The following is a 25,725-nucleotide window of genomic DNA, read 5'->3' on the forward strand; positions in this document are numbered from 1 at the left end:
CCCTCCGATGCGATGTTTCATAGACTGTGCTAAGTCCAATAGATAAAACTTCAAGGCTATCTATTGGAATGAACACCTAGGTTTTAAATCTAAATAAAAAGAGGGCAACCCAAACTCCGGAGTTGCCCAAATCCCTATATGAATCTATTTATTTAATGACGCAAGTGCCTTATCTAAACGAGTAAAACCAAGCTCAACGTCTTCTTTTGTGATCACTAATGATGGTGTAAAACGAACTACATTCACGCCAGCCACAAGTACCATTAGGCCTTGTTCTCCTGCGGCAACAAGGACATCACGAGCACGACCTTGCCATGCTTCATTTAATGCTGCGCCAAGTAGTAAACCTTTGCCACGGATCTCTGCGAACATATCGTATTTTACATTTAACGCTTCTAATCCATCGCGGAACCATTGCTCACGCTCTTTTACGCCAGCCAATGTTTCTGGTTTGGATACTTCTTCAATCACAGCTTCAGCCACTGCACACGCTAATGGGTTACCACCATAGGTTGAACCGTGAGTACCCACTTTTAAATGTTGAGCCAACTCTGTCGTTGTTAACATGGCACCAATAGGGAAACCACCACCTAACGATTTTGCTGTACTTAAAATATCAGGGGTAACACCTAGACCTTGATAAGCATAAAAGTCACCAGTACGACCATTACCGGTTTGTACTTCATCAAAAATAAGCAGCGCGTTGTATTTATCACACAGGGCTCTTACACCTTCTACAAATTCTGATGTAGGTGAGATCAGTCCACCTTCACCTTGCAATGGTTCCATCATAATTGCACAAGTCTTTTCTGACATGTGCGCTTCTAGTTCTGCAAGATTATTGTATTCAAGGTGAGAAATATCACCTGGTTTAGGTCCAAAACCATCAGAATAAGCTGCTTGACCACCAACCGTTACTGTAAAGAAAGTTCGACCGTGAAAGCCTTGTTTAAATGCGATGATTTCACTTTTCTCTGCACCATGAACATCAACTGCCCAGCGTCGAGCTAATTTCAATGCTGCTTCGTTCGCTTCTGCACCAGAATTCGCAAAAAATACTTTTTCTGCAAATGACACTTCAGTTAATTTTTTCGCTAAACGAATAGCAGGTTCATTGGTCATTACATTACTAAGATGCCACAGCTTTTGTGACTGCTCTTGCAAGGCATTAACCATGATAGGATGACAATGCCCTAAGCAACTCACGGCAATACCACCAGCAAAATCAATGTACTCTTTTCCTGCTTGATCCCATATACGAGCCCCTTCCCCTTTAACTGGAATAATTTCCATTGGGTTATAACAAGGTACCATTACATCATTAAAATCGTTACGTTCGACGTTTGAATTGGTCGTCATCACACTTTCCTTCTGCGTATGCCGTTTTTCAGCATAGTATTTACAAACCATTAACCTTTTCAATAGCACAAAATTCTTTTTTTGAACTAAAAAAGTTCCATTTTATATCGACAAATGACTGAAGAGTCAGTTTATTAGAATAGTTATAATTCAAAGCTATAGTAGGCGACTAGATAAGTAAACGAATTTATAAGAATAGAAGGCATTGCTCTTATGCATAAATCATCAGATAAAAAATGCACAACAGAGACAAAAGAAAAAGTAAGAAGGGTGAGCTAGATCGCTCTAGGGAATTGAGAAGATATTAATTATTTATTAAAAAAATTAGCAAGAATATCGTGACCTTGCTCTGTCATTATCGATTCAGGGTGAAATTGTACCGCTTCTATCGGTAATGTTTTATGGCAAAAACCCATAATTTCATCCATATCACCCACTTCATTTTCCGTCCATGCAGTGACTTCAAAGCAACTAGGTAAGGTCTCAGCTTTAACAACAAGAGAGTGATAACGAGTAACAGTAAGAGGATTATTCAACCCTTGGAATACACTTTGATTGGTATGAATAATTGGGGAGGTTTTTCCATGCATCACTTTTTTAGCACGTACCACATCACCACCAAATACTTGAGCAATGGCTTGATGACCTAAACACACGCCAAGGATTGGTAATTTTCCTGCGAAATATTCAATGGCTTGCAAAGAAATGCCAGCCTCGTTAGGAGTACAAGGGCCGGGAGAGATAACTAAGTGAGATGGGTTAAGTACTTCAATGCCTGCAATGTCAATTTCATCATTACGAACCACTTTTACCTCTGCACCTAACTCACAGAAATACTGATATAAGTTATAGGTAAACGAATCATAATTGTCGATCATTAACAGCATAAAAAACTACTTAGGAAGATAAATAAGAAATAAAAATTGCCCGTAAGGAAACCCTACGAGCAATCTATTTTATCAGAGCGACAGACTATGGGCGAGTAACAAAACCAACCGCTTCAAACGCTTTTTTCAATGTAACTGCTGCACGCTCAGAGGCTTTCTCTGCACCCGCTTTCATTACAGAATCCATGTAGGCACGATCTTCACGAATACGCTTGTATTCAGATTGAATCGGCTCAAGCATAGTCACAATTGCTTCACCAACGTCTTTCTTGAATGGACCGTACATTTCAACACCTTGGTATTGAGCTTCGATCTCTTCAAATGTTTTACCTGATGCCGCAGAGTACAGACCCATAAGGTTTGAAATACCCGCTTTATTTTCCCAATCATGAGCAATACGCGGTGGCATTTCTGCATCTGTTTGTGCTTTATTAATCTTCTTAAGAATCGACTTAGGATCTTCTAGCAGCGTAATAACGTTCTTACGGTTATCATCTGATTTAGACATTTTCTTCGTCGCATCTTGCAGGCTCATTACACGCGCATTCACTTGTGGAATGTACGGTTCTGGCACGGTAAATAATGGCGCTTCAGGGCTATAGATATTGTTAAAACGGTTGGCAATATCACGCGCTAATTCTAAATGTTGCTTTTGATCACTACCTACAGGCACTTGATGTGCGCCATAAAGTAGAATATCTGCCGCCATTAATACTGGGTAATCAAACAAACCTACGTTAATGTCATTTGCATAACGTTTTGATTTATCTTTGAATTGAGTCATACGATTCAATTCACCCATTTGAGTGTAACAGTTAAGAAGCCAACCAAGTTGAGCATGCTCTGGTACGTGCGACTGAACAAATAGCGTGCTCTTCTTTGGATCAACACCAACCGCTAGACAAATTGCCAGTGCATCGAGTGTTGCTTCATGCAGTGCTTTAGGATCTTGGCGAACCGTAATTGCATGAAGGTCTACTACACAATACTGACAATCATAATCGTCTTGCATCTGTTGCCATTGACGTAGAGCACCCAAGTAGTTACCGATACTTAGTTCACCTGATGGTTGAACACCACTTAATACGATGGGCTTGCTCATGGTTATGATTCCTTGTTTAACTGTAAAAATTAAATGATCCACGATGGGATCATTTAATGGTTATTCTATTGTATTGATAGTCTTTATTTGTACTTATCAATGAATACTATCTTGCCACACTCATCACGGCTAATAAATGATTAAATTCATCACTTACTACATCTGGCTTACTGTCTGCTATTGGCTCGCCATGGTTATAGCCATAAGTCAGGCCAAAGCTATAACAACCCGCCGCTTGTGCCGCTTGAATATCATTTCTTGAATCACCCACCATCAACATCTCAGAAGCGCTTAATTGATGCTTATCGAGTAACCAATTTAGTGCAAATGGGTTTGGTTTTTTCTCAACGAAGGTATCGCCACCAATAACATCAACAAAAAGGTGAGCCAATTGATGTTGCTCAAGCAATTCTGGAACAAATTGCGCAGGTTTATTAGTCACTAAAGCTAAGGTGTATCCTTGCTGATGAAGTGCTTCTAGTGTCTCTTTTACCTTTGGATACAAGTGACTTAACTCATGTCCACCATCATGGTAGTGATGATCTAAACGAGCACGAGCTTGCTTAATCAATTCAGGGTCTAGCCCTTCTTGAACGGTAACACTTTGGCTTAGTGCACGAGAAACAAGAACATCAGCACCGTTACCAATCCAATGAGACGCTTGTTCTAGTGTTACTCTTGGGTAACCTACATCTTGCATAGCAAGGTCAACTGCGCGAGCTAAATCTGGAACACTATCAAGCAGCGTTCCATCTAAATCAAAAGCGATCAGTTTGATGTTTTCAAACATGATTCTTAGTTACCTTTCACTTTTGCTAATTCAGCGCGCATTTCATCAATCACTTCTTTGTAGTTTGGTTGATTGAAAATAGCAGAGCCTGCAACGAACATGTCTGCACCCGCTTCAGCGATTTCACGGATGTTATCAACCTTCACACCACCATCAATTTCAAGACGAATATTACGGCCTGATTCATCGATAAGTTTACGAACTGCACGCAGTTTATCTAGAGTATGAGGAATGAATGATTGACCACCAAAACCTGGGTTTACAGACATAAGTAAGATCATATCTACTTTATCCATAATGTAATCAAGGCAAGATAATGGTGTTGCTGGGTTTAATACCACACCAGCCTGACAGCCGTTTTCTTTAATTAATTGAAGAGTGCGATCAACATGTTCTGATGCTTCTACATGGAAAGTGATCATTGTTGCGCCTGCTTTAGCGAACTCAGGAACAATGCTATCGACTGGCTTAACCATTAAATGAACATCGATAGGAGCAGTAATGCCGTAATCACGCAGTGCTTTACAGATTGGCGCGCCAAACGTTAGGTTTGGTACATAGTGGTTATCCATTACGTCGAAGTGAACGACATCGGCACCTGACGCTAATACTTTTTCAACGTCTTCACCAAGACGAGCAAAATCAGCAGAGAGAATAGATGGTGCGATCAAAAAATCTTTCATGTTGAGCCTCAGGTTAATCATTATTTAAGTACCGCTATAACGATATAGCGCAATCGATTAAATCGACGGCGCAATTCTACCTGATAATTACAAACCTGTCTTAGGCTCTGTTAACCTTTTGAACGGAATTTTGAAGGGGAATGTTCTATTTACTCAGTACATTTAGGCGCATAAAACAGAGCCATTAGCTCATCTACTTTATTTCTGCTACCACCATTTCGACTAATAGTGCGTTTCACCTTAATCGTATTCAAGGTTGCACCATGGTACAAACGTCGTGTGAGTGTTGTATCGTGGTTAGAAATCAGAACGGGGATATCACGCTCAAATGCTGCTTTTTCAGCGATATCAGCCAATGCAGCCTGATCATCTAATGAAAAACCGTTACCGGCATAAGAGGTAAAATTCGCGGTTGTTGATAGTGGTGCATAAGGAGGATCACAATAAATCACGCAGCCTTTACGAGCACGCTTAAATGTTTCTACGTATCCCTCACAAACAAACGTTGCTTTCTTAGCTTTTTCAGCAAAAAAGTACATCTCTTTCTCAGGGAAATACGGCTTCTTATACGAACCAAAAGGCACATTAAAACCGCCTTTTTTGTTATAACGGCATAAACCATTAAAACCATGACGATTCATGTATAGGAAAAGTAACGATCGACGATAAGTATCTGTACATTGATTAAATTCAATACGTAGATCGAGATACACTTCTTTTTGATTGTATTCTGGTTGGAATAACGCACGAGCGTCTTCAACAAAACGTTCTGGGTCATCTTTAAGGTGATTATAAAGATTAATCAAATCAGGATTGATATCGGCAAGAAGGTATTGATCATAGTCAGTATTCAAAAAAACTGAGCCCGCACCGACAAAAGGTTCGATCAGTTTTCTAGCATCGGGAAGATGGCGTTGAATTTCTTCTACCAGGCTATATTTACCGCCAGCCCACTTGAGAAATGCACGATGCTTTTTCATACGTCTTTTACGCCCTATTACCTTGATCCAGAAAGCGGGGGATTGTACCCTATTTTTTCACTATGGTCTGTTTATCTTAGCGCTTATTTTACAGAATCAATCTCTCGATGCACCTGCACTAAAGATTTCGCCCAAGGCCCTAAGCTTTGTACTGAACTTGGTAATGTTTGCACTGCACCACGCGCTGCTGAGATTGAAGCATAATCACCAAAAGTAACGATGTACCAAATAGAACCATTCCGCAATGCTTGATAGATTCGAGCTGATTTTTCAATCTGGTGCTCAAGTAGAAACTCTTGTACTGCTTCTTCATTAGTTAACGCTGCTAGCTGTAAGATATAACGTTTTTGAGAAATACCTTTTAACTCGCTATTCGCCAAACTAAATGTGATGTTTGAACTAGCTTCCTGTTTAACTTCAGGCTCAGTTATTGACTCTTCTTTTACTGTTTCAACAGTCACGGCGCGAGGCTCATCTTTCACCGTCGCATCTTCTTGCTCTAATGCATCTTCTGAATCACCAACTAAAGAGTCGACCAACTCTGAAGGAACAACAACACGCTTACCCTCTTCAACAGTCGTCTCAGCAATGATAGGTGTATCGATCACTTCGGGAGGAATAGTATGAGTATCATCTTCTGGTAAGTTCACACTTTTTAATTCGGTACTATTAATCGCACCGCTAATTTGATTATCTAATCCAGCCGCTAGTTTTGTATCGTTTTCTAGTACCGTATCTACCACAGAAGATATAGGTACTGTGGTTGCTTGATTTAACCACCAATAGCCACCCGCAGCTGCCAATAATAGAACCCCTGCCACGCCTAAGATACCAATAGGAGAACTTGTCACTGGGCGAATAATAACTCGGCGTTCTTTTTTCTTTTCACCTAATGCAATTAACTCTGCAGGAAGAGGATTACTTTTATCTACCAAATTACGGATACGACGCTTCTCTTCGCCATTTGCTTTAAAGCGAACCACCAACATTTCAGTAAACGTTGCGGCTTCTTCAGCGCTCAATAATTCAATATCAATATCGATAGGTTTATTATCTTGCCCATAAGACATTCTTGATAATGCTGGTATTAATTTCCCAGCCTCTGAAAAGAGCAGAACGTTGATTTGCCAATTTGGCGTTGATTGTGCTTTTTGCACTAAAAGCCAAAGTTCACTGAGTAATTCAGTAGAAAGTAAATGTGCGTCATCAATAACCAACAATAAGTTACACGTTTCGCCAGCTAACATACGACCAATACTGTCGACAACAGTATCAAACTCATTAAAAAGTGGGTCTCGGACCACTTGTTTTAAGATGATCCCACGCTGCTGTTGAATCGATTGATTTTTGTGGCACATAAGCAGAGCTTGATTGGCATCATCACTCCACTTTTCAAGATAGCGCTGAGCAAGCCATGACTTTCCAGAGCCTTTGACTCCTTCAATATGTACTAAATTAGAACCAAAACGAGACACAAATTGAATGCGTGATAACACATCAATTTGGCTTTCTAATTCCAACACAGTTAAATCATGACCAATACTCATATTTTACGCCTTACATTGCTCAATTACATCAGCAAGCACATCTTCAGAAACACCAGTTACGACTTCAGAACTGCCAATTGATGTTGGCAATACCAAACGTAACTTACCTGACAACACTTTCTTGTCACGCATCATGTGCTTCATAAATGCATCTACTGTCATCTCTTTGGGTGCTTTAAGTGGCAACTTCGCTTTTTCTAATAGAGCACAAATACGCTCTACGTCATTTTGCGAAATTAACCCTTCTTTTTGAGCTGTTACTGCCGCCATTACTGTGCCTGCAGAAACCGCTTCACCGTGAAGCCAATTACCGTAACCCATTTCAGCTTCAATCGCATGACCAAAAGTATGACCTAGGTTCAAGAGTGCACGCATCCCTGATTCTTTTTCATCTTTTGCTACAACATCTGCCTTAATTTGACAACAACGTGAAATAGCATAAACCAACGCATCATGATCCAATGCATACAGTTTATCCATGTTCTCATCAAGCCAGTCAAAGAATTCACGGTCAATAATAATGCCGTATTTAATCACCTCAGCCATCCCTGCTGCGAATTCACGCTCAGGTAATGTTTTCAGGCAATTAATATCAATAATAACGGCTTTTGGTTGATAAAATGCACCCACCATATTCTTACCAAGCGGATGATTTATTGCAGTTTTACCACCAACAGATGAATCAACTTGAGAAAGAAGTGTTGTAGGTATCTGAATAAAATCAACGCCACGTTGATAACATGCGGAAGCAAAACCAACCACATCACCAACAACTCCGCCCCCTAAGGCTACAATCGTTACGTCACGACTGTGATTTTCCTCAAGCAGAAAAGTTAGGATTTTATTGAAAGTGTCTAGATTCTTATATTGCTCACCATCGTCTAATTCCAACAATGATACTTGGCATTCAAACGTGTTTAATGTGTCGATGACTTGCTGAGCATACAACGGTGCAACCGTTACATTACTGATAACGACAACACGTTTTTTGGCAGGTATTACAGATGAAAAATGCGCCGGGTTGCAAAACAACTCGGCGCCGATAGAGATGGGATAGCTACGTTCTGCTAAATCTACATGAATCGTTTCCATGATTCGTTCCCAGTATCTGTCTTAGTAAATGACTTGAATTAACGCTCTTCAAGCATTTGGATGATTTGATTTGCAACTACTTTTGCACTTTGATCATCGGTGCGAACAACGTAATCAGACACTTCTTCATAAAGTGCGTTACGCTCTTTCGCTAGTGCTTCTAACACTTCACGAGGTTCATCAGTTTGAAGCAACGGACGTTTTTTATCGCGTTGTGTGCGAGCTAATTGCTTCTCAATTGTAGTTTCAAGATATACAACAACACCACGAGCAGATAAACGATTGCGACTCTCTTTACTAATAACAGAGCCACCACCCGTCGCAAGTACAATGCCTTGCTCTTGAGTTAAATCGTTAATTACACCTTCTTCACGTACACGGAATCCTTCTTCACCTTCCACGTCGAATACCCAAGCAATATCTGCGCCTGTGCGTTCTTCGATTACCGTGTCAGAATCAAGAAACTCCATATGAAGTTGCTGTGCTAAGTGTCTACCAATTGTACTTTTGCCGGCGCCCATTGGGCCAACAAGGAAAATATTTCGTTTTTCAGCCATTTTTTAGAAATTATGCAAAGTTCATTAACGACATTGCCAACAGTTGTCTCTTCTAGACATGCTTCTGTGGCACCATATTCCTCACAGATATTTTGTGATCAGACTAAAAATTATCTCAGTTAATAGCTAGTGATTGCAATAGCTAGATGAAAAGTTCAGCATAATAATTTTTTTTACTCCTTATTTTAATAACATTTCACACCTTAAAATAACGCTATCTTATTACTGTATAACAACTTTTGGGGTAACGAAGATTAATAATTCTTTTTTACCTATATTTTCTGAGCTGCGACGAAATAGTGCTCCTAGCAGAGGAAGATCGCCTAACAAGGGAACTTTTTCTACACTATTTGATAAGGAATGCTGATAGATACCACCTAAAACCACCGTCTCACCATTATCTACTAACACTTGAGTTCCTATTCGCTGAGTATCAATTGCTACCGCCTCACCTGTTCCGGTTTTAACGACCTGACCGGGTCTATCTTGCGTCACAATCAAATCAAGAACCAAGCGATTATCTGGGGTTATTTGTGGTGTCACCATTAAACTTAACACTGCTTTTCTAAAAGAGACCGATGCAGCTCCACCCGAAGAGGCTTCTAAGTATGGGATCTCGGTTCCTTGCTCAATATAAGCTGGTTGTTTGTTGGTAGTGATCAGTCGAGGGCTCGAAATTATTTCAGCCTTAGACTCCGCTTGCAGCGCCGAAAGTTCCAGATCCAACAATAAGTTAGAGCCTAATTTGGCGACCTGAAAAGCGACACTCGATGCTGCTGGATTTATCAACCCAAGATTTACATTTAAAAAATCATCAACAGGAAGTCCAGATTTACCACCATCATAGAGCCCAATCGTCGCTAAATTATTTTCAATTGAACCGCCAATCGTAGTACTGCCATTAATATTAGTTACCCCCCAACGAACGCCAAGTTCATCTAAGTGCCCTTCATTAATAGTGACAATTCTTGCTTCAATCTGAACTTGTTTGATGGGTACATCTAAGGTTTCAATAATATCTTTAATAACGTCAATACTTTCTGGTAAGTCACGCAGTAATAGTGAGTTGGTTCGCTCATCAACGGTGATGCTACCGCGCTGAGAGAGCATAGTTACCTCACCATCTCCAGTGAAAAGTTCGGCAATATCGGAAGCTTTAGCATAGCTAATTGGAAGTATGACAGAAGAAAGTTCCGTTAATTCCGAGGCCATTTTTGCTTGCTCTAAACTCTTTTTCTTTTGTATATCAAATTCTGATGTTGGAGCTACCAAGACCACATTACCTTCAACACGCTTGTCTAAATACTTGGCCTTTAGAATGATATCTAAAACTTGTTGCCACGGTACGCCATCTAAACGCAGCGTTAAATTGCCTTCTACCGAGTCTGATACCACTAAATTAAAATCATTATAATCCGCGATCAACTGCAATACATGCCGCACTGATATATCTTGGAAGTTAATCGAAATCGGTTTGTTTTTATGATTATTTAATAAGAGATCATCCGAGCCCGTTGATTTCTTAGACTTAGAAACGATAACTTTCACTTGTTGATCTATTACATCGTAATCGTATTGATAGGTGTCATTCACCTCCACCGATAATCTTGTGCTACTCCCTTCTCTAAAGGTTTCAATTCGAGAAACTACTGTAGAAAAATCGTCAACATCCAAGATAACTAACTTATCATCGCTGATCTTCGTGTCATGCAACTCAATAATTAATTTACGATCTTCTTTTTTAAAATCAACCAAAGCCGATGAAGAGGCGAGATCAATGATGATCACCCCCTCTTTTTTCTGACCCAATTTAAAATCCACGTTCAAAAATTGATTCGTCACTATTTGATTCGCCTGAACCGCCAAGCTCACCCAACTGACAATAAAAATGGCACTACATTGAATACTGAACAATTTGATACTTTCTCTGCACCCTTGCAACATGCCTAATCCCTATTTTTGTTCCGCACTTATCTTAATACCAAGGCGAACTTTCTTTTCTTCCAGCAACCCAAACCATCACTTAAGATCTCTTTGATAATGATTTTATTTGATTGAATACTGATGAACTTCCCATTGTTCTGTCCTATATATTGGCCTTTACGGACATTAACCACGTTGCCACTTGGGGTTTCTATCAAGGCGATAACATCAGACTCAAACCCCATCATTCCTTTCAATCTCAACTGTTCCAAAGAGTAGTATTCCAGTGGATCTTTTTTCTTTCTAAGCAGTGGCTGCCAACAGTCCTTTGTCTCTAACGGTTGTGAGTTTATCTCTGTTTGATTTGGTAATGAAAAGGGAGAACGGAGATTCGCTTTAGTATATAACTCAACATCAAAAGAGATCGCGGGAGATAAGCCTTCAATTTCAGCTGCTCCTTTTTGTTTCGCTTCACTATAAAAGAGATCCAATGGTTCTTTATTCGCTTTGCAACCAATAAGAGAGAGCATAAAAATAATGAAAGTTATCAACCTAAATCGATTATTCATAAGCGCTCTTAAGTTGATAGGTATTTGCCATCACTCGAACGTGCAACATATCACTCTCTGGCGTGACTCTTTGAATATCCACCACATCTAAGCTAATCATCCGCGGCAGATCGGCAATGGCTTCTGAAAATGCACCTATGTCATGGTACTTGCCTGTTGCTTCAATATTCAGTGGTAACTTATAGAAGAAAGGCTGTTCTTCTCTCTCACCCCAATCAATTCGCGTAAAGCTTAATTGATGATTAATACCAACCTGATTAATAGACGAAAGCACACTTGCTAACTCTTTCTGTTCTGGTAATTGCCGCGCTAAAAAATCATAGCGTAAGTTCAACTCACTAAGTTGATGATTTATTTGAGGCTCCACTGCCATTTGGCTATATTTATATTCAACTGCACTTCTTAACGAGAGTTCTTCTGCTTTCAACTGCTCGATATCATCACTAAGGGGCTGCAAAAAAAACCAATATCCGGCACTTTGAACCACAAGACATAACAGTAAAATAACCAATATTTTTGGCAGCAGTGGCCACTCTGCTATTTCATCCAAATCCAACGCTAACCAGTCAGTCATAATCCCTCAAAGCCCACAAAAGGAAGTAGCGAAAATGAAACGTCAAAACGGTTAACCTCGCTATCAAATACAGATCGTTCAGAAACAATAGAGTGCATTTTCACTGATGTTATATATTGCGATTGTTCTAATTTATCTAACATACTGGCAAGGTGAGCATGACTGTCACTCACCCCATTTAGTTCCACCTTCCTTTCATGGATACGAACTCTATTAAGATAAATACCCTCTGTAATAATCTCAGGTAACGTATTCAGTAATTGAGTGGTTTTATTTTTATTCTGTTGCAGTTCTTCCACCGCCGTTAAGCGCTGTAATCTCTCTTGATACTGTTTTTTGATGGTGTTTAATTGTATTAACTCTTGTTCCAGTTTCTCTATATGCGCTTCTAGGGATCCATTTCTCTTCGCTTGCTGTGAGTACTGACTGTGCAAATAATTAAAACCACGCCATTGGATCATTGCAGCTAAGACAATGACAACAATCAATACCAATACAAACTGGTACTTATGCTTGGTTCGCTCTTTCTCCCTCCAAGGCAATAAGTTTATTTGGTAAGCCATTCAATTCCTCTTAATCCCAAACCTAAAGCCGAGGCATATTGATTAATAGGTGTATCTACAGAAGGCAGTGACTTACTTGATGGTTGAAATAAGGAGAGAAGATTAAATTCTAAAATCGGCAATGATATTTCATCACTCAATAAATAAGCTAAATCGGGATACAGGGAGCCACCACCAGTAATCCACACGCCTTCTACTTTGTGATCGTGAATTGAAGAATATAGAGTGATTTGACGACGAATATGTTCGGATAATTGAGCGATGTATTGCTCTCTATTATTTGTATTTTGAACCATTGATGCACCAAAAGTAACTTGCTTACTGTATAAGTGCTGATTAGGAGAGGCGATACAAAATATGAGTTGTTGATATCCAATATCGACTAACATCCAGTTATTTTTATCCGGATAGGCCATCACCCCTCGCTGCCATAACGCTAATAATGAGTGCGAATGTATTTCTGCGAGTACCGTCAGAAAGCCAGCACTTTCTATGCACTCCTGACGAGAGTGAACAATCTCTTTACGGGTAGCGAATACTTGATAATTCGTTATTTTAAAATCATCACTTTCCAACGGTTTTATCATAGAGAAATCGATATTTAATTCAGCAGAAGAGAGCGATGTTTGTTTTTCAAACGCATGAATCAGAGTAAATTCTATTTCTTTGTCATCCAATTGGCTGTCTATCTGAATTAACTTACTCATTATGTGATGATCAGGAATAGAAAAAGCGACCCGTTTTTGATTTGATTTTAATCTTCTTTTTAATTGAGATAACTGCAGTTTTACACTTTCATTTAATAATCGACCTCCCTCAACAAATACTGACGCAGACAATGGTATTTCATGATAGCCAACCAATTCTAATTGACCTCTTTTTAACCTTACTGAGACGGCTTTAATGCTATGATGCCCTATATCTAAACCGGTAATGGTGGGATAGTTCATCTTGGGTTAACTCCAGGTAATAAATAAATATCTCAAATTTAAGCGTTTATTTGCGTTATCTTTTGTTGTGTTATATTTATACTACTCAGTTACGGGTTAGAAACGACAATACAGATTAAAGTAAACGGGAATTATCAGGTGAAGTTCATAAAGGCACTGCTTATAGCTACATTGGTTTGCATTATTCTTGGGGTCACAACAATTTTTGGTTTTTACCAATATGTGAAACCAGAATTACCAGACGTGGCAACATTGAAAGATGTACAACTACAAACACCAATGCAGGTATATAGCCGCGATGGTAAATTAATTGCTCAATTTGGCGAGAAGCGTCGTATTCCTCTTAAATTAGAAGAGATGCCTCCTCATTTACTTGAAGCGATTATTGCAACCGAAGACAGTCGCTTTTATAGCCACTATGGTTTTGACCCTATCGGTATTACTCGTGCTGCTTTTGCTGTTTTAGCTTCTGGCTCAGCAAAACAAGGGGCGAGTACCATTACTCAACAACTTGCGCGTAATTTCTTCTTATCTAATGAGAAGAAAATCATGCGTAAGATTAAAGAGATTTTTATTGCCGTTCATATCGAGCAATTACTAACAAAACAAGAGATCTTAGAACTCTATCTAAATAAGATTTATCTTGGTTACCGCTCTTATGGCGTTGGCGCAGCAGCTCATGTTTATTTTGGTAAAGAAATTGGACAGCTCACTTTAGGTGAAGTTGCCATTATTGCAGGCCTACCAAAAGCCCCATCGACAATGAATCCTATCTATTCTGTTGATCGTGCAACGACTCGTCGCAATGTTGTTTTAGCTCGTATGCTTGATGAAGGTTACATTACTAAGCAAGAATTTGAAGATGCTAGAGCCGAAGTTATCATCTCTAAATACCACGGAGCAGAGATTGAACTTCAAGCGCCTTACATTGCAGAAATCGCTCGTGCTTGGATGGTGAATAAGTACGGTGAAGAAGCCGCTTACACTTCTGGTATGAATATCTACACGACTGTCGATTCAAAAATGCAAGCAGCAGCAAACAAAGCATCAATTGATAATCTACTGGCTTATGACGAACGTCATGGCTTCCGTGGTGCAGTGAAAACAGTGTGGGAACCAAAAGCAACACCATTAGATGAAGATGCAATTATTAAGCATTTAAGAAATGAACCTTCTTATGGTGATCTAATGCCTGCCGTTGTTCTTTCTGTTAAAGGAAAAACAGCAACGGTTGATATTAAAAATACAGGTATTGCAACTATCCCTTGGGACGGTTTGAAATGGGCTCGTCGCTTTAAAACAGACAAACGCCAAGGCCCTGCGCCTCGTCGTGCCGCTGATATCTTAGCTGCAGGTGAGCAAGTGTATGTTCGCCCATTAAGCCAAGAGACTACCGATGACGTAACAACAACGGTGTGGAAGCTAAGCCAAGTGCCTGCTGCAAATACCGCGTTTGTTGCTATGGACCCAACCGATGGAGCTATCACCTCTTTAGTAGGTGGTTTCAACTTTGTTCACAACAAATTTAACCGTGCTACTCAGTCTGTGCGTCAAGTTGGTTCTAGTATTAAGCCATTTATCTACTCTGCTGCTCTTTACCACGGTAAAACACTAGCAAGCTTAGTAAATGATGCTCCGATCAATACTTGGGATCAGAGTCAAGGTACAGCATGGCGACCTAAGAATTCGCCACCAACTTATGTTGGCCCTGCTCGCCTACGTATTGGTTTAGCTCAATCTAAAAACGTAATGGCTGTTCGTGTGTTACGTGAAGTCGGTTTAGATGAAACCATTGATTACCTGACTCGCTTTGGCTTTAAAAAAGAAGACATCCCACACTCTGAAACCATTGCACTAGGTGCGGGTAGCTTAACGCCAGTACAAATGGCACAAGGCTTCTCTGTATTTGCCAACAATGGTTACTACGTAGAGCCTTACTACATTGACCACATCAATGGTCCATTTGGTGATGAAGTTTATAAAGCAACGCCAAAAACCATTTGCCAAAGTGATTGTTCTCAACAAAATGATGACGACTCTCCTTATGCTAAAAAAGTTATCTCAGCGCAAAATGCATTCTTAGTTAAACAAATGATGTATAGCAATATCTGGGGTGGCGGTAGCTGGCGTAAAGGCACTGGCTGGAATGGTACTGGCTGGCGTGCACAAGTTCTAAAACGTCGTGATATTGGTGGTAAAACAGGGACAACTAATGACTCAGTTGATGCATGGTATAACGGCTATGGCCCCAATGTAGTGGCAACGGCATGGGTTGGTTTTGATAATCCATCACACCGATTAGGCTATACCACTAAAAACGACAACATGACCAAAGAAGAGATGCCTACCGGTGGCGAAGCTGGCGGTAAAACGGCTATTTACGCTTGGGTTAATTTTATGAAAGTTGCGCTTGATGGTGTTCCAGAAGAGAGCCAACGTCTTCCTGCTAATATCATCAAGGTAAAAATAGATCGCGAAACAGGTCTATTAACCAATAAAAATGATGAAACCAGTATGTGGGAATATTTTGCTGGTGGAACTGAGCCGACAGAATACGTAAAACAAGATTTCCAAGATACGCTTTATTCATCTGGTGATACGGATGGTGATGGTGAAGAAGACGAAAGTTTATTCTAAATCAATTATCTAAAGAAAATAAAAAGGGACGCTACTTAAGCGTCCCTTTTTTATTCTTAACAGCCTAGAGTTAGAGGTTTAATTAATAACGGCTGTCATTTTATGTTCTATTTCTTTCGCTAGCGCTTCGTAACGACTTCTTAATGGCGAACCCGGACGATAAGCCAATACGATTTGACGATGCGGGATCGGCGCTTTAGCGGGTAAATAACACACCCCATCTCGCTCTTTTTCTTTTGGTACAGAAAGGTATGGCATCAATGTTATCCCACTACCCGCAGCAACCATATTACGCAAGGTTTCTAAACTAGTGGCCTTGAAGTGATCATCATCTTTAGCTCCTGCAGCAAAGCAGAATCCTAAAGCTTGATCTCGTAAGCAATGACCATCACCTAGCATTAAGACAGATTCCCCACTTAAGCGCGACATATCAATTGACTCTTCAGACGCCCATTTATGATCTTTAGGAACGGCTAAAACCATTGGCTCGTCATAAACAGGGACTTCAATAAAATTATTTGTTTCATCTACAGAAGCCAATATCATGCAGTCAATTTTACCTTCTTCAAGCATCTTAACTAATTGATGAGTTTGCGCTTCATGAAGATATAAGTTTAAATCAGGAAACTGTGCTTTTAGTGTTGGAACAATCCAAGGTAAAACATAAGGTCCAACAGTAGGTATAAAACCTAGATGTAATGGCCCCGTCATTTCCTTGCCTTGTTGGTTAGCAAGTTCAGAGAAACGTTTAACTTCAATGAGGATCCGTTTAGCCTGCTCTACTAATTGTAAGCCTGCATCAGTAAATAACACCTTACGACTGGTTCTTTCCAATAAGGTTAATCCAACCTCTTCTTCTAGCTTCTTGATCTGTCCACTTAATGTCGGCTGACTAACAAAACAAGACTCTGCCGCCTTACGAAAATGTTTATGCTCAGCAAGTGCGACCAAGTACTCAAAATCACGGATATTCATGTATTACACTCCTGACAGCTTTGATTCATAATATGACAATATAGTTGATAGATTTTAACGATTGAAACGATAACACCAAACGATTAGAACTATCAAGCAAGCTTTTGCATAATAGCTACATCAACCGGGCAGACCCCGAATAAGAAATTCAAAATTAATTAAAATTTAAAGGACATCATTATGTTTACATCTAAAGAAGGTCAATCAGTTCCTCAAGTTACTTTTCCAACACGTAAAGGCGATGCTTGGGTTAACGTAACAACAGAAGAACTATTTAAAGACAAAACCGTTATCGTATTTAGCCTTCCAGGTGCATTTACTCCAACGTGTTCTTCAAGCCACCTACCTCGTTACAACGAGCTGCATTCTGTATTTAAAGAGAATGGTGTAGATGACATCTTATGTGTTTCTGTAAACGATACGTTTGTAATGAACGCATGGAAAGCAGATCAAGAAGCTGAAAACATTACTTTCATTCCAGATGGTAACGGTGAGTTCACAGATGGCATGGGTATGCTAGTTGAGAAAAATGACATCGGTTTTGGTAAGCGTTCATGGCGTTACAGCATGCTAGTTAAAAATGGCGTAGTTGAAAAAATGTTTATCGAAGAAGATGTTGCAGGCGACCCGTTCAACGTATCTGATGCTGATACTATGCTGAACTACCTAGCTCCTGAACACAAAGAGCAAGAGTCAATCACTGTATTTACAAAACCAGGTTGTCCTTTCTGTGTGAAAGCAAAACAAAACCTAATCGATAAAGGTCTTAACTACGAAGAAGTTGTATTGGGTAAAGATGCAACAACAGTAAGCCTACGTGCAATTACTGGTCGTTCTACCGTTCCTCAAGTATTCATCGGTGGCAAACACATCGGTGGCAGCGAAGAACTAGAAACGTTCCTAGGTTAATCAATTAAGATAGACCATCAACTAGCCCACCACTTTGTGGGCTAGTTAATCACTTCAAAGATTAGAAAACACAGCAACGCAAAATACTCAAACTAACCTATTATCTGACTGACTTAAAAAAAATAATAAAAGTCGGAAGGGTTCGTTCATTCAAAATAAAGCGATTACGAGAGAATTATTATGAAACAAGTCAATGTAGATGTAGCTGTTATCGGTGGTGGTACAGCAGGTTTAGGCTCTTACCGTGCAGCAAAAGCACATACTGACAGTGTTGTCATGATTGAAGGCGGACCTTATGGTACCACTTGTGCTCGTGTTGGTTGCATGCCATCAAAGCTATTAATTGCAGCAGCAGAAAGCGTTCACCAAATTGAAAAAGCACCTCAATTTGGTATTCACCCTCAAGGTGAGATCGTAATTAATGGCCGTGAAGTCATGGACCGAGTAAAATTTGAACGTGACCGTTTTGTTGGCTTTGTTTTAGAAGGCGTTGATGAAATACCAGCAGAAGATAAAATCTCTGGTTACGCTAAATTTTTAGATGACAACACGTTACAAGTTGACGACCACACTATCGTCACTGCAAAACGCATTGTTATCGCAACAGGCTCTCGCCCTGCTTACCCTGCAGTATGGAATGAGTTAGGTGATCGTTTGATCATCAATGATGATGTATTTAATTGGGATGATTTACCAAAATCAGTCGCGGTATTTGGCCCTGGCGTTATTGGCCTTGAGCTTGGTCAATCGCTTCACCGTTTAGGTGTTGAAACCAAGCTATTTGGTTTAGGAGGTCAAGTTGGTCCGGTAACAGACCCTGAAGTGATGGCGTATGCAAACAAAGCCTTCAATGAAGAGTTTTATCTTGATGCTGATGTAAAAGTAGAAAGCATGAAGCGTATTACTACTGAGTCAGGTGAAGATCGCGTTGAAATTAAATTCATCAACAAACAAGGTGAACTAGAAACTAATCTTGTTGAATATGTATTAGCCGCAACAGGCCGTCGCCCAAATACCGATAAATTAGGTCTAGAGAATACTTCTCTTGAACTAGATGCTCGTGGCGTACCAACCGCTGATCACTACACATTACAAACATCACAACCAACTATTTTCATTGCGGGTGATGCAAGTAATCAACTGCCACTATTACACGAAGCAGCAGACCAAGCTCGTATTGCGGGTGATAACGCAGGTCGTTTCCCCGAGATCCGTGCAGGCCTTCGCCGTTCGAAAATCTCAGCGGTTTTCTCTGACCCACAAATTGCGATGGTTGGTGAAACGTATAAAGAAATTACAACACGTTTAGGCACTTGTGGTTGTTTCGCAACAGGCGAAGTCTCTTTTGAAAACCAAGGTCGCTCACGAGTGATGCTACGTAATAAAGGGATTCTTCATGTATACGGAGAACAAGGAACAGGTCGTTTCCTAGGTGCTGAAATGATGGGCCCAAATGCGGAGCACTTAGCACACCTATTGGCTTGGGCACATCAAAATAAGATGACGATATCAGACATGCTCGATATGCCTTTCTACCACCCAGTGATTGAAGAAGGCGTTCGTACTGCCCTTCGTGATTTAAATGCTAAATTACACTTAGGCCCAGAGACGATCAAACATTGTATGGATTGTGGCCCAGGTTGTTAATCTGATTCAATAATGCCTAAAAAATAAAAGACCAATGTTTGCGCATTGGTCTTTTTGCATTTAAAGTTCAGATCATTACGTATTAGTCTAAGAATCTATCATCATGTCATGTAAAACTTGCCGTTCAGACATCTTTAAACAAAAGCTCGGTCGTTGCTCTCGTTGCATGAAACAGCTGACTTTTCTCTCTATCGGTGGCTGGCTTACCTGGCTAGAGTTCTTTCAATCAACCCCCTATCAAATAGAAGCGATTGCTACTTTTATGATAAGTAGTGCTTTTACTGGGTTACTTAGTCTGCATCTATTAATGATGTTCTACTATCGATTAACATCAAAAAACACTATGACGTACAAAAAATAAAGCCCCGATATCAAAATAGATATCAGGGCCTCTTAGAATCTTTCTAAGAAAAAGCAGTATTAATAAGACTAGTATCTAATTAAAAAGTTCACCACATTTTCTTTTTTATTTTGAGTATTTAGTTAACTGTCTCGCATAACTATTGTAATACTCATTAAGCAACACTGGTTTTAATGATCACTTGTTCTTGTAGGTTAACTTCAAGTGCAACCTCATCACATGCGTGTTGACGAGGACACTGATCACAATCTTTCAGAACTTTCTCAGGCAGCAATGAGCGAGAGGTTGGAATAAAGTCTTGCTTCATAAAGAACTCAGGAACACGAGTTAGTACAAAGACTTTCTTAATCGCCATCTCACGAGCTTTCTCAACTAAGTGTTGAACAATCGCCTTGCCTTGACCTTGGCTCTGCCAACCCGCTTCAACACCGAGTGAGCGAATCTCTGCTAAGCCAGAATCGTATACATATAAAGAGGCACACCCTGTAACCTCACCATGATGCTCTGATACAGCAAACGAGCCGATATCACGCACTAATTCATTACGATTACGAGGTAAGTTCTCACCAAGGCCAGCCCAATACGCAACCATTCCTTCTAACGCATCTAAATCAGTTAAACGAGCTGGACGTACTTTCACGCCAGTTGAATCGCGCTCTTCTAAACGTTTACCTGCTTGCTCTACAGCATAAGCGACCTGCTCTGGTGCAACGCCACCAAGTGCACAACGTTTAGCTAAACAAGATTCAATGGTTAAGATCTCATATACATCGTCTTCAATTACATCAGAGAATGCTTTTAATTCTGCGATAGAAAGCTCTTCTAGTGCACAGCCTTTCTCAATCGCTCCGACAACAGCTACACCGACAATATGGTGCGCTTCACGGAATGGGATGCCTTTTGCTACTAAGTAATCCGCTAACTCTGTTGAGTTTGCATAACCTTGTTTTGCCGCTTCAAGTGTACGCTCACCATTGATTTTGATGCCTTCAAAACATAAAGCGGCCATTTCGATACAATCAGACCAGCTGTCTAGGGCATCAAATAAGCCTTCTTTGTCTTCTTGCATATCCTTGTTGTAAGCCAGAGGTAGCGCTTTTACTGTCATCATCATGCCAGCCAATGCTCCGTAGACACGACCACATTTACCACGAATAAGCTCTAATGCATCTGGGTTTTTCTTTTGTGGCATTAACGATGAACCTGACGTTACCGTATCAGCCAGCTCAATGAAGTTTGATTCACCTGAGTTATAAAAAATCATATCTTCTGCAAGACGCGATAAATGAACCATTGAGATAGAAGCAATCGACATTAACTCCATCACATGATCACGATCCGATACCGAATCTAAACTGTTACGCGTTGCACGTTGGAAACCAAGATTACGAGCCAGTTTCTCACGATCCATTGGATAAGCAGTACCCGCTAGCGCGCCTGACCCTAATGGACAAGTATCTAAACGATTAATCGCATCTTCAAGACGAGAGTGATCACGCTCAATCATTTCAACATAAGCTAAACACCAATGAGCAAATGTCACCGGTTGTGCACGCTGTAAGTGTGTATAACCCGGAAGTACCGTTGCTTGATGCTCAGACGCAACATTAACTAACTGATTAAGAAGTAGATCAAGAGTACGAAGTAATTGGTGGCCTTGTTGACGACACCACAGTTTTAAATCCGTCGCGACTTGGTCGTTACGCGAACGACCTGTATGTAATTTCTTGCCTAGGTCACCAACTTTACCAATCAGTTGTGTTTCTACCCAGCTATGAATATCTTCAGCATCAGACAATAAAATCTGCTCTGGATCTTCCATCACCTCTAATTTTAATTCATTCAGTGCTAATTCAAGCTTTTGCTGCTCAAGATCATTAATAACATTGACAGAAAGTAGTGCTTTAGACCATGCAATAGAACCAACAATATCTTGTTCTGCAAGGCGATAATCGATACGAAGTGAATCGTTAAACTGTTTAAATCTTGTGTCTGCTGCTTGACTAAAACGTCCGCCCCATAATGCCATGGTGTTTCTCCTAAATGCACAGTGCTCACTGCTTTTTGCAAATATTAATTCTGATTCAATTCAGTATTTTTCTTGATGGTTCAAACTTACGGCAATTCACGACAAAAATAAAGGTTTAATTCACTTTAATTACATATTTATTCATTAAACCGTAAGGTATCTTTATTGTAATCGTTTAGACAAAAAAATCGAAGCGCATTTAATAACTAAATGCGCTTCGACTAGTGTAAATCAAATTGTTTAACAGTTGTTATTAATTATATTTTAGCCACTGACGTCTGTTAATGGGAACCTTAGCCTATTTGCTATTTAGTGCACGAATACGACTTGATAGTGAGTAAAGACGAATAAAGCCTTCAGCATGGCTTTGGTCATACACTTCATCTGCACCAAACGTTGCAAACTCTTCAGAGTATAAACTGTTATCAGAACGCTTCTGAGTTACTGTCGCTTGACCTTTATATAGCTTAATCACAACATCACCATTCACATCTTGTGCTAGCTCTTCAGTCGCCGCCAAGATTGATTTACATAGTGGAGTGAACCAACGGCCATCATAAACAAGATGAGACGCTTTAATGCCTAGCTCTTCACGGAACTCAAACGATGCTTTATCTAGAACCAATTGCTCAACAGCACGCAACGCTTCATTAATAATCGTACCGCCCGGAGTTTCATAACAGCCACGAGATTTCATGCCAACTAAACGGTTTTCTACGATATCAATACGACCAACACCGTGCTTGATGCCTTTCTCGTTTAGGTAAACAACCACTTCATAAGGGGTCATCGCTTTACCATCAACAGCAACAACCGCGCCTTTTTCTACTTTAATTGATACTGTTTCTGATTCATTTGGCGCTTGTTCTGGATCAACCGTCCATGCCCAGCAATCATCATTTGGCGCATTCCATGTATCTTCAAGCACACCACCTTCTGTAGAGATATGCCATGCATTCGCATCACGAGAATAAATCTTAGTTAATGATGCTGAACAAGGGATATTACGCTCAGCTAGGTAATCAAGACACTCTTCACGACTCACTAAATCCCACTCACGCCATGGCGCAATTACGTGTAGATCTGGTGCTAATGCAGCAAAGGCACCTTCAAAACGGATTTGGTCGTTACCTTTACCGGTACAACCGTGACAAAGTGCATCAGCACCCACTTGGCGCGCTACTTCTACTTGTGCTTTTGCGATAATAGGACGAGCCATTGAAGTACCTAGTAGGTACTTACCTTCATAAAGCGCACCCGTTTTTAATGTTGGGAAGATATATTCTGATACCATTTCTTCTTTTAGATCAGCGATATAACATTCAGAAGCACCCGATGCGATGGCTTTTGCTTCAATGCCTTCAAGCTCTTCTTCACCTTGACCAACATCGGCAACAAAAGCGATAACTTCACAGCCGTAGTTTTCTTTTAACCATGGAATAATTACTGACGTATCTAGACCACCAGAGTATGCAACAACAACCTTGTTTACTTCTACTTTCTTGCTCATTCTATTCTCCTTGATCCGCATACTCGCGGTGACTGTATTCTTAAAAATTTAAACTTAAAAAATGGGACTTATTGCCTATTAAGGCTGAAACTGGGTGCCAATGCTGTTTCCAATAAACAACTCAGCTAATTTTTCTGGAGAGCGCCATGACGCCACTTCTATCGCTCTTCCTAATTCTTGTGCCGCTTCTAGTGCCGCACGAACTTTCACAATCATGCCATCGGTAATGACATCTTGTTGGATCAATAACTCAGCTTGCTCTGAATCTAAATGGGTGATCAGTTGTTTTTCACTATCCAAAACACCAGCCACATCCGAAAGTAAGACTAAGTCAGCATCTAATGCCGCCGCAACAGCGACTGCAGCTTGATCGGCATTAACATTCATTAACTCACCTTGAGCTGTAATACCAATCGAACTAATTATAGGAGTAACTTGCGTCGCTAAAATAGCATTCAACACAGTTGCATCACCTGCGGTCGCTAAACCAACATTACCTAGCTCAGGGTTCAGTTGAGCGATATGACATAAACCGCCATCAGCCAAACTAAGTCCAATTGCCTTTACACCATTCTTCATCGCTTGGCCTTGCAGCATTTTATTTGCCGTACCAGCCAGAGCACCAGTGATATAACCAATTTGATCTTTTGGTGTAACGCGTAAGCCTTCTTTTTTAATGGTTTCAAGTTGAAGTTTGTCCATCAACTCGTCCACTAAATAACCACCACCATGAACAATCACTAATGCTCGGTTTGCTTGCTGTTGATAGTTTGAAACCGTTTTAAACAATTGTGTTAACGTTTCGGTTGATGACAATACCGCGCCACCTAACTTAATCACTAAAGGACGTTGCTTCATACTAAATACCATACTTTATATTAAAGACGTTAACATTGGAAAACCAAAACGAATATTAATGCATTGCATTGCTTGGCTTGATGCACCTTTTAATAAATTATCAATCGCAGAGACAACAATCAGATGCTCACCTTGCACTTTCCAGCCAATATCACAGAAAGGCGTTTTTTCAACAGATTGAATTTTTGGCATCTCATTACCAAGTAAACGAACCACTGGTGTTTCTGTATAGGCGCTATTAAATACCTTTTGAATGTCCGCTTCTGTTACGCCTTTCTCTAACTTGGTTGTGATCGTCGCTAAAATGCCACGTTTGAAATTACCAAGATGAGGAGTGAAAATAACATCACAACCTAAATGCGCTGCAATTTCAGGCTGATGACGGTGATTAAAGACACCATAAGGCTGAAGGCTAACCTCACAAAAGCTGCTGACTAAATTCGCTTTACGACCTGCCCCAGTAACGCCACTGGTTGCATTAATAACAGGCCATTGATTTTTATCTAATAAGTTAGATTCTACTAATGGTTTTAGTGCTAATTGTGACGCCGTTGGATAACACCCCGGAACCGCAACCAATTGAGCTTGAGCAATCGCTTCAGCGTTCCACTCAGCCAACCCATAAACGGCTTTATCTAACCACTCTTCATATTGATGCTCAAAACCATAATACTCAGAATAGAAACCTTCTTTTTTTACACGGAACGCACCAGATAAATCAAAAACGACGCAATCATGCTCTAAAAATGTCGCCACTAAGTCGTGGCTAACTTCATGGGCAGTCGCAAGTAACACAACATCAGATTCTTTAGCAACTTGAGTAATATCCAACAACGGCTGTAATGCGTCATCGACAATACCCTTTAGTGAACCATAAAGATCACTGATCGCTTTTCCTTTATCCAAGCTATTTTCTGATACGTACAAACCCGCTAAAGAAAGGTGTGGGTGCTTAAATATCATCAGTGCCAATTCTGCACCTGTGTATCCGCTTGCTCCGATGATGGTTGTTTTCAACATAATACGTCCGTTTATCTCTTCATCTATTGAAGGAAAATGCCATTCAGGGTAACTTGAGCGTTACACATATTCGATACTGACTTTCCTTTTTATAATTTAGTTTATTCATTAAAATTAAACTAAACTGTATTTCTATTCACTTTACGTGAGTTAATATGTGTTTTACAGGGTTCTATCTTTTGTGTCAACAGTGGATGTATGAA

23 protein-coding genes are annotated in these 25,725 nt (G+C 40.1%); 4 read left to right on the plus strand and 19 right to left on the minus strand.

Translation table 11 applies throughout. From position 1 onward, the window contains the following. Window positions 1–144: 144 nt before the first annotated feature. The 14 genes from ED622_RS10005 to pilM form a co-directional block, all read right to left on the minus strand. A complete protein-coding gene (locus ED622_RS10005) occupies window positions 145–1,359 on the minus strand; it encodes an aspartate aminotransferase family protein (protein WP_122033739.1) in 1,215 nt (404 codons plus the stop codon). A 308-nt stretch (window positions 1,360–1,667) separates the two neighbouring features. Beyond that, window positions 1,668–2,246, minus strand: coding sequence for an aminodeoxychorismate/anthranilate synthase component II (locus ED622_RS10010; RefSeq protein WP_122033740.1), 579 nt, complete (start codon window positions 2,244–2,246; stop codon window positions 1,668–1,670). An 85-nt stretch (window positions 2,247–2,331) separates the two neighbouring features. Next, complete coding sequence (gene trpS, locus ED622_RS10015; protein WP_060992628.1) at window positions 2,332–3,348, minus strand: tryptophan--tRNA ligase; 1,017 nt, start codon at window positions 3,346–3,348, stop codon at window positions 2,332–2,334. A gap of 106 nt (window positions 3,349–3,454) precedes the next feature. Next, entirely contained in the window at window positions 3,455–4,138 is a 684-nt protein-coding gene (locus tag ED622_RS10020) for a phosphoglycolate phosphatase (RefSeq protein ID WP_122033741.1), read from the minus strand. Between the two features lie 5 nt (window positions 4,139–4,143). Then, window positions 4,144–4,821 (minus strand): ribulose-phosphate 3-epimerase, encoded by a 678-nt coding sequence (gene rpe / locus ED622_RS10025; protein WP_065594201.1) that lies wholly within the window; start codon window positions 4,819–4,821, stop codon window positions 4,144–4,146. Between the two features lie 149 nt (window positions 4,822–4,970). Further along, window positions 4,971–5,801, minus strand: a complete 831-nt coding sequence (dam, locus tag ED622_RS10030) for an adenine-specific DNA-methyltransferase (RefSeq protein ID WP_122033742.1) — start codon at window positions 5,799–5,801, stop codon at window positions 4,971–4,973. Between the two features lie 83 nt (window positions 5,802–5,884). Next, the gene (locus ED622_RS10035; RefSeq protein ID WP_122033743.1) at window positions 5,885–7,348 is read right to left on the minus strand and encodes an SPOR domain-containing protein; all 1,464 of its coding nucleotides are present in this window, start codon (window positions 7,346–7,348) and stop codon (window positions 5,885–5,887) included. Between the two features lie 3 nt (window positions 7,349–7,351). After that, complete coding sequence (gene aroB / locus ED622_RS10040; protein ID WP_122033744.1) at window positions 7,352–8,440, minus strand: 3-dehydroquinate synthase; 1,089 nt, start codon at window positions 8,438–8,440, stop codon at window positions 7,352–7,354. 38 nt (window positions 8,441–8,478) lie between these two features. Further along, the gene (aroK, locus tag ED622_RS10045) at window positions 8,479–8,997 is read right to left on the minus strand and encodes a shikimate kinase AroK (protein WP_045101110.1); all 519 of its coding nucleotides are present in this window, start codon (window positions 8,995–8,997) and stop codon (window positions 8,479–8,481) included. A gap of 222 nt (window positions 8,998–9,219) precedes the next feature. Further along, window positions 9,220–10,941 (minus strand): type IV pilus secretin PilQ, encoded by a 1,722-nt coding sequence (locus tag ED622_RS10050; protein WP_122033745.1) that lies wholly within the window; start codon window positions 10,939–10,941, stop codon window positions 9,220–9,222. 26 nt (window positions 10,942–10,967) lie between these two features. Beyond that, the gene (locus ED622_RS10055; RefSeq protein ID WP_122033746.1) at window positions 10,968–11,489 is read right to left on the minus strand and encodes a pilus assembly protein PilP; all 522 of its coding nucleotides are present in this window, start codon (window positions 11,487–11,489) and stop codon (window positions 10,968–10,970) included. Beyond that, on the minus strand, window positions 11,482–12,063 hold the full coding sequence (locus tag ED622_RS10060) for a type 4a pilus biogenesis protein PilO (RefSeq protein ID WP_122033747.1): 582 nt from the start codon (window positions 12,061–12,063) through the stop codon (window positions 11,482–11,484). Before ED622_RS10060 ends, ED622_RS10055 begins: the two co-directional genes overlap by 8 nt. Continuing rightward, window positions 12,060–12,626, minus strand: coding sequence for a PilN domain-containing protein (locus tag ED622_RS10065; RefSeq protein WP_122033748.1), 567 nt, complete (start codon window positions 12,624–12,626; stop codon window positions 12,060–12,062). Before ED622_RS10065 ends, ED622_RS10060 begins: the two co-directional genes overlap by 4 nt. Next, window positions 12,611–13,576 carry a type IV pilus biogenesis protein PilM gene (gene pilM, locus ED622_RS10070; protein ID WP_122033749.1) on the minus strand — a complete coding sequence of 322 codons (966 nt, stop codon included), beginning with the start codon at window positions 13,574–13,576 and terminating at the stop codon, window positions 12,611–12,613. Before pilM ends, ED622_RS10065 begins: the two co-directional genes overlap by 16 nt. 138 nt (window positions 13,577–13,714) lie before the next feature. Between pilM and ED622_RS10075 the strand changes: the two genes are divergently transcribed. Then, the gene (locus tag ED622_RS10075; RefSeq protein WP_122033750.1) at window positions 13,715–16,213 is read left to right on the plus strand and encodes a penicillin-binding protein 1A; all 2,499 of its coding nucleotides are present in this window, start codon (window positions 13,715–13,717) and stop codon (window positions 16,211–16,213) included. A gap of 78 nt (window positions 16,214–16,291) precedes the next feature. Here ED622_RS10075 and oxyR read toward each other — a convergent pair whose 3' ends face one another. Next, a complete protein-coding gene (gene oxyR, locus ED622_RS10080; protein WP_122033751.1) occupies window positions 16,292–17,188 on the minus strand; it encodes a DNA-binding transcriptional regulator OxyR in 897 nt (298 codons plus the stop codon). Window positions 17,189–17,368: 180 nt separating this feature from the next. Here oxyR and ED622_RS10085 point away from each other — a divergent pair, with 180 nt between their 5' ends. The 3 genes from ED622_RS10085 to ED622_RS10095 all read left to right on the plus strand — a co-directional run bounded on the left by ED622_RS10085 (window position 17,369) and on the right by ED622_RS10095 (window position 20,105). After that, the gene (locus tag ED622_RS10085; protein ID WP_122033752.1) at window positions 17,369–18,097 is read left to right on the plus strand and encodes a glutathione peroxidase; all 729 of its coding nucleotides are present in this window, start codon (window positions 17,369–17,371) and stop codon (window positions 18,095–18,097) included. A 180-nt stretch (window positions 18,098–18,277) separates the two neighbouring features. Next, on the plus strand, window positions 18,278–19,744 hold the full coding sequence (locus ED622_RS10090; protein WP_122033753.1) for a dihydrolipoyl dehydrogenase: 1,467 nt from the start codon (window positions 18,278–18,280) through the stop codon (window positions 19,742–19,744). 103 nt (window positions 19,745–19,847) lie between these two features. Continuing rightward, the gene (locus ED622_RS10095; RefSeq protein WP_122033754.1) at window positions 19,848–20,105 is read left to right on the plus strand and encodes a DUF3624 domain-containing protein; all 258 of its coding nucleotides are present in this window, start codon (window positions 19,848–19,850) and stop codon (window positions 20,103–20,105) included. A gap of 154 nt (window positions 20,106–20,259) precedes the next feature. Here the strand turns inward: ED622_RS10095 and argH are convergent, their stop codons facing one another. The 4 genes from argH to argC form a co-directional block, all read right to left on the minus strand. After that, window positions 20,260–22,134, minus strand: a complete 1,875-nt coding sequence (gene argH / locus ED622_RS10100) for an argininosuccinate lyase (RefSeq protein WP_122033755.1) — start codon at window positions 22,132–22,134, stop codon at window positions 20,260–20,262. A gap of 298 nt (window positions 22,135–22,432) precedes the next feature. Further along, window positions 22,433–23,644, minus strand: a complete 1,212-nt coding sequence (locus tag ED622_RS10105) for an argininosuccinate synthase (RefSeq protein WP_122033756.1) — start codon at window positions 23,642–23,644, stop codon at window positions 22,433–22,435. A 78-nt stretch (window positions 23,645–23,722) separates the two neighbouring features. Next, window positions 23,723–24,502: an acetylglutamate kinase gene (gene argB / locus ED622_RS10110; RefSeq protein ID WP_122033757.1), complete on the minus strand. Its 780-nt coding sequence runs from the start codon at window positions 24,500–24,502 to the stop codon at window positions 23,723–23,725. 15 nt (window positions 24,503–24,517) lie between these two features. After that, window positions 24,518–25,522, minus strand: a complete 1,005-nt coding sequence (gene argC, locus ED622_RS10115) for an N-acetyl-gamma-glutamyl-phosphate reductase (RefSeq protein ID WP_122033758.1) — start codon at window positions 25,520–25,522, stop codon at window positions 24,518–24,520. Window positions 25,523–25,725 lie beyond the last annotated feature (203 nt).

Origin of the sequence: Aliivibrio sp. EL58 (assembly GCF_900312675.1) — a bacterium.
Lineage (GTDB): Bacteria > Pseudomonadota > Gammaproteobacteria > Enterobacterales > Vibrionaceae > Aliivibrio.

Bases quoted from the DNA above. Each gene is read 5' to 3' on its own strand.
- ED622_RS10065 (WP_122033748.1), bottom strand. From the start codon at position 12,626: ATGGCTTACCAAATAAACTTATTGCCTTGGAGGGAGAAAGAGCGAACC.
- aroK (WP_045101110.1), bottom strand. From the start codon at position 8,997: ATGGCTGAAAAACGAAATATTTTCCTTGTTGGCCCAATGGGCGCCGGC.
- oxyR (WP_122033751.1), bottom strand. From the start codon at position 17,188: ATGAATATCCGTGATTTTGAGTACTTGGTCGCACTTGCTGAGCATAAA.
- ED622_RS10020 (WP_122033741.1), bottom strand. From the start codon at position 4,138: ATGTTTGAAAACATCAAACTGATCGCTTTTGATTTAGATGGAACGCTG.
- dam (WP_122033742.1), bottom strand. From the start codon at position 5,801: ATGAAAAAGCATCGTGCATTTCTCAAGTGGGCTGGCGGTAAATATAGC.
- trpS (WP_060992628.1), bottom strand. From the start codon at position 3,348: ATGAGCAAGCCCATCGTATTAAGTGGTGTTCAACCATCAGGTGAACTA.
- argH (WP_122033755.1), bottom strand. From the start codon at position 22,134: ATGGCATTATGGGGCGGACGTTTTAGTCAAGCAGCAGACACAAGATTT.
- argC (WP_122033758.1), bottom strand. From the start codon at position 25,522: ATGTTGAAAACAACCATCATCGGAGCAAGCGGATACACAGGTGCAGAA.
- pilM (WP_122033749.1), bottom strand. From the start codon at position 13,576: ATGAACTATCCCACCATTACCGGTTTAGATATAGGGCATCATAGCATT.
- ED622_RS10060 (WP_122033747.1), bottom strand. From the start codon at position 12,063: ATGACTGACTGGTTAGCGTTGGATTTGGATGAAATAGCAGAGTGGCCA.
- ED622_RS10010 (WP_122033740.1), bottom strand. From the start codon at position 2,246: ATGCTGTTAATGATCGACAATTATGATTCGTTTACCTATAACTTATAT.
- rpe (WP_065594201.1), bottom strand. From the start codon at position 4,821: ATGAAAGATTTTTTGATCGCACCATCTATTCTCTCTGCTGATTTTGCT.
- ED622_RS10090 (WP_122033753.1), top strand. From the start codon at position 18,278: ATGAAACAAGTCAATGTAGATGTAGCTGTTATCGGTGGTGGTACAGCA.
- aroB (WP_122033744.1), bottom strand. From the start codon at position 8,440: ATGGAAACGATTCATGTAGATTTAGCAGAACGTAGCTATCCCATCTCT.
- ED622_RS10085 (WP_122033752.1), top strand. From the start codon at position 17,369: ATGTTTACATCTAAAGAAGGTCAATCAGTTCCTCAAGTTACTTTTCCA.
- ED622_RS10055 (WP_122033746.1), bottom strand. From the start codon at position 11,489: ATGAATAATCGATTTAGGTTGATAACTTTCATTATTTTTATGCTCTCT.
- ED622_RS10050 (WP_122033745.1), bottom strand. From the start codon at position 10,941: ATGTTGCAAGGGTGCAGAGAAAGTATCAAATTGTTCAGTATTCAATGT.
- ED622_RS10105 (WP_122033756.1), bottom strand. From the start codon at position 23,644: ATGAGCAAGAAAGTAGAAGTAAACAAGGTTGTTGTTGCATACTCTGGT.
- ED622_RS10005 (WP_122033739.1), bottom strand. From the start codon at position 1,359: ATGACGACCAATTCAAACGTCGAACGTAACGATTTTAATGATGTAATG.
- argB (WP_122033757.1), bottom strand. From the start codon at position 24,502: ATGAAGCAACGTCCTTTAGTGATTAAGTTAGGTGGCGCGGTATTGTCA.
- ED622_RS10095 (WP_122033754.1), top strand. From the start codon at position 19,848: ATGTCATGTAAAACTTGCCGTTCAGACATCTTTAAACAAAAGCTCGGT.
- ED622_RS10035 (WP_122033743.1), bottom strand. From the start codon at position 7,348: ATGAGTATTGGTCATGATTTAACTGTGTTGGAATTAGAAAGCCAAATT.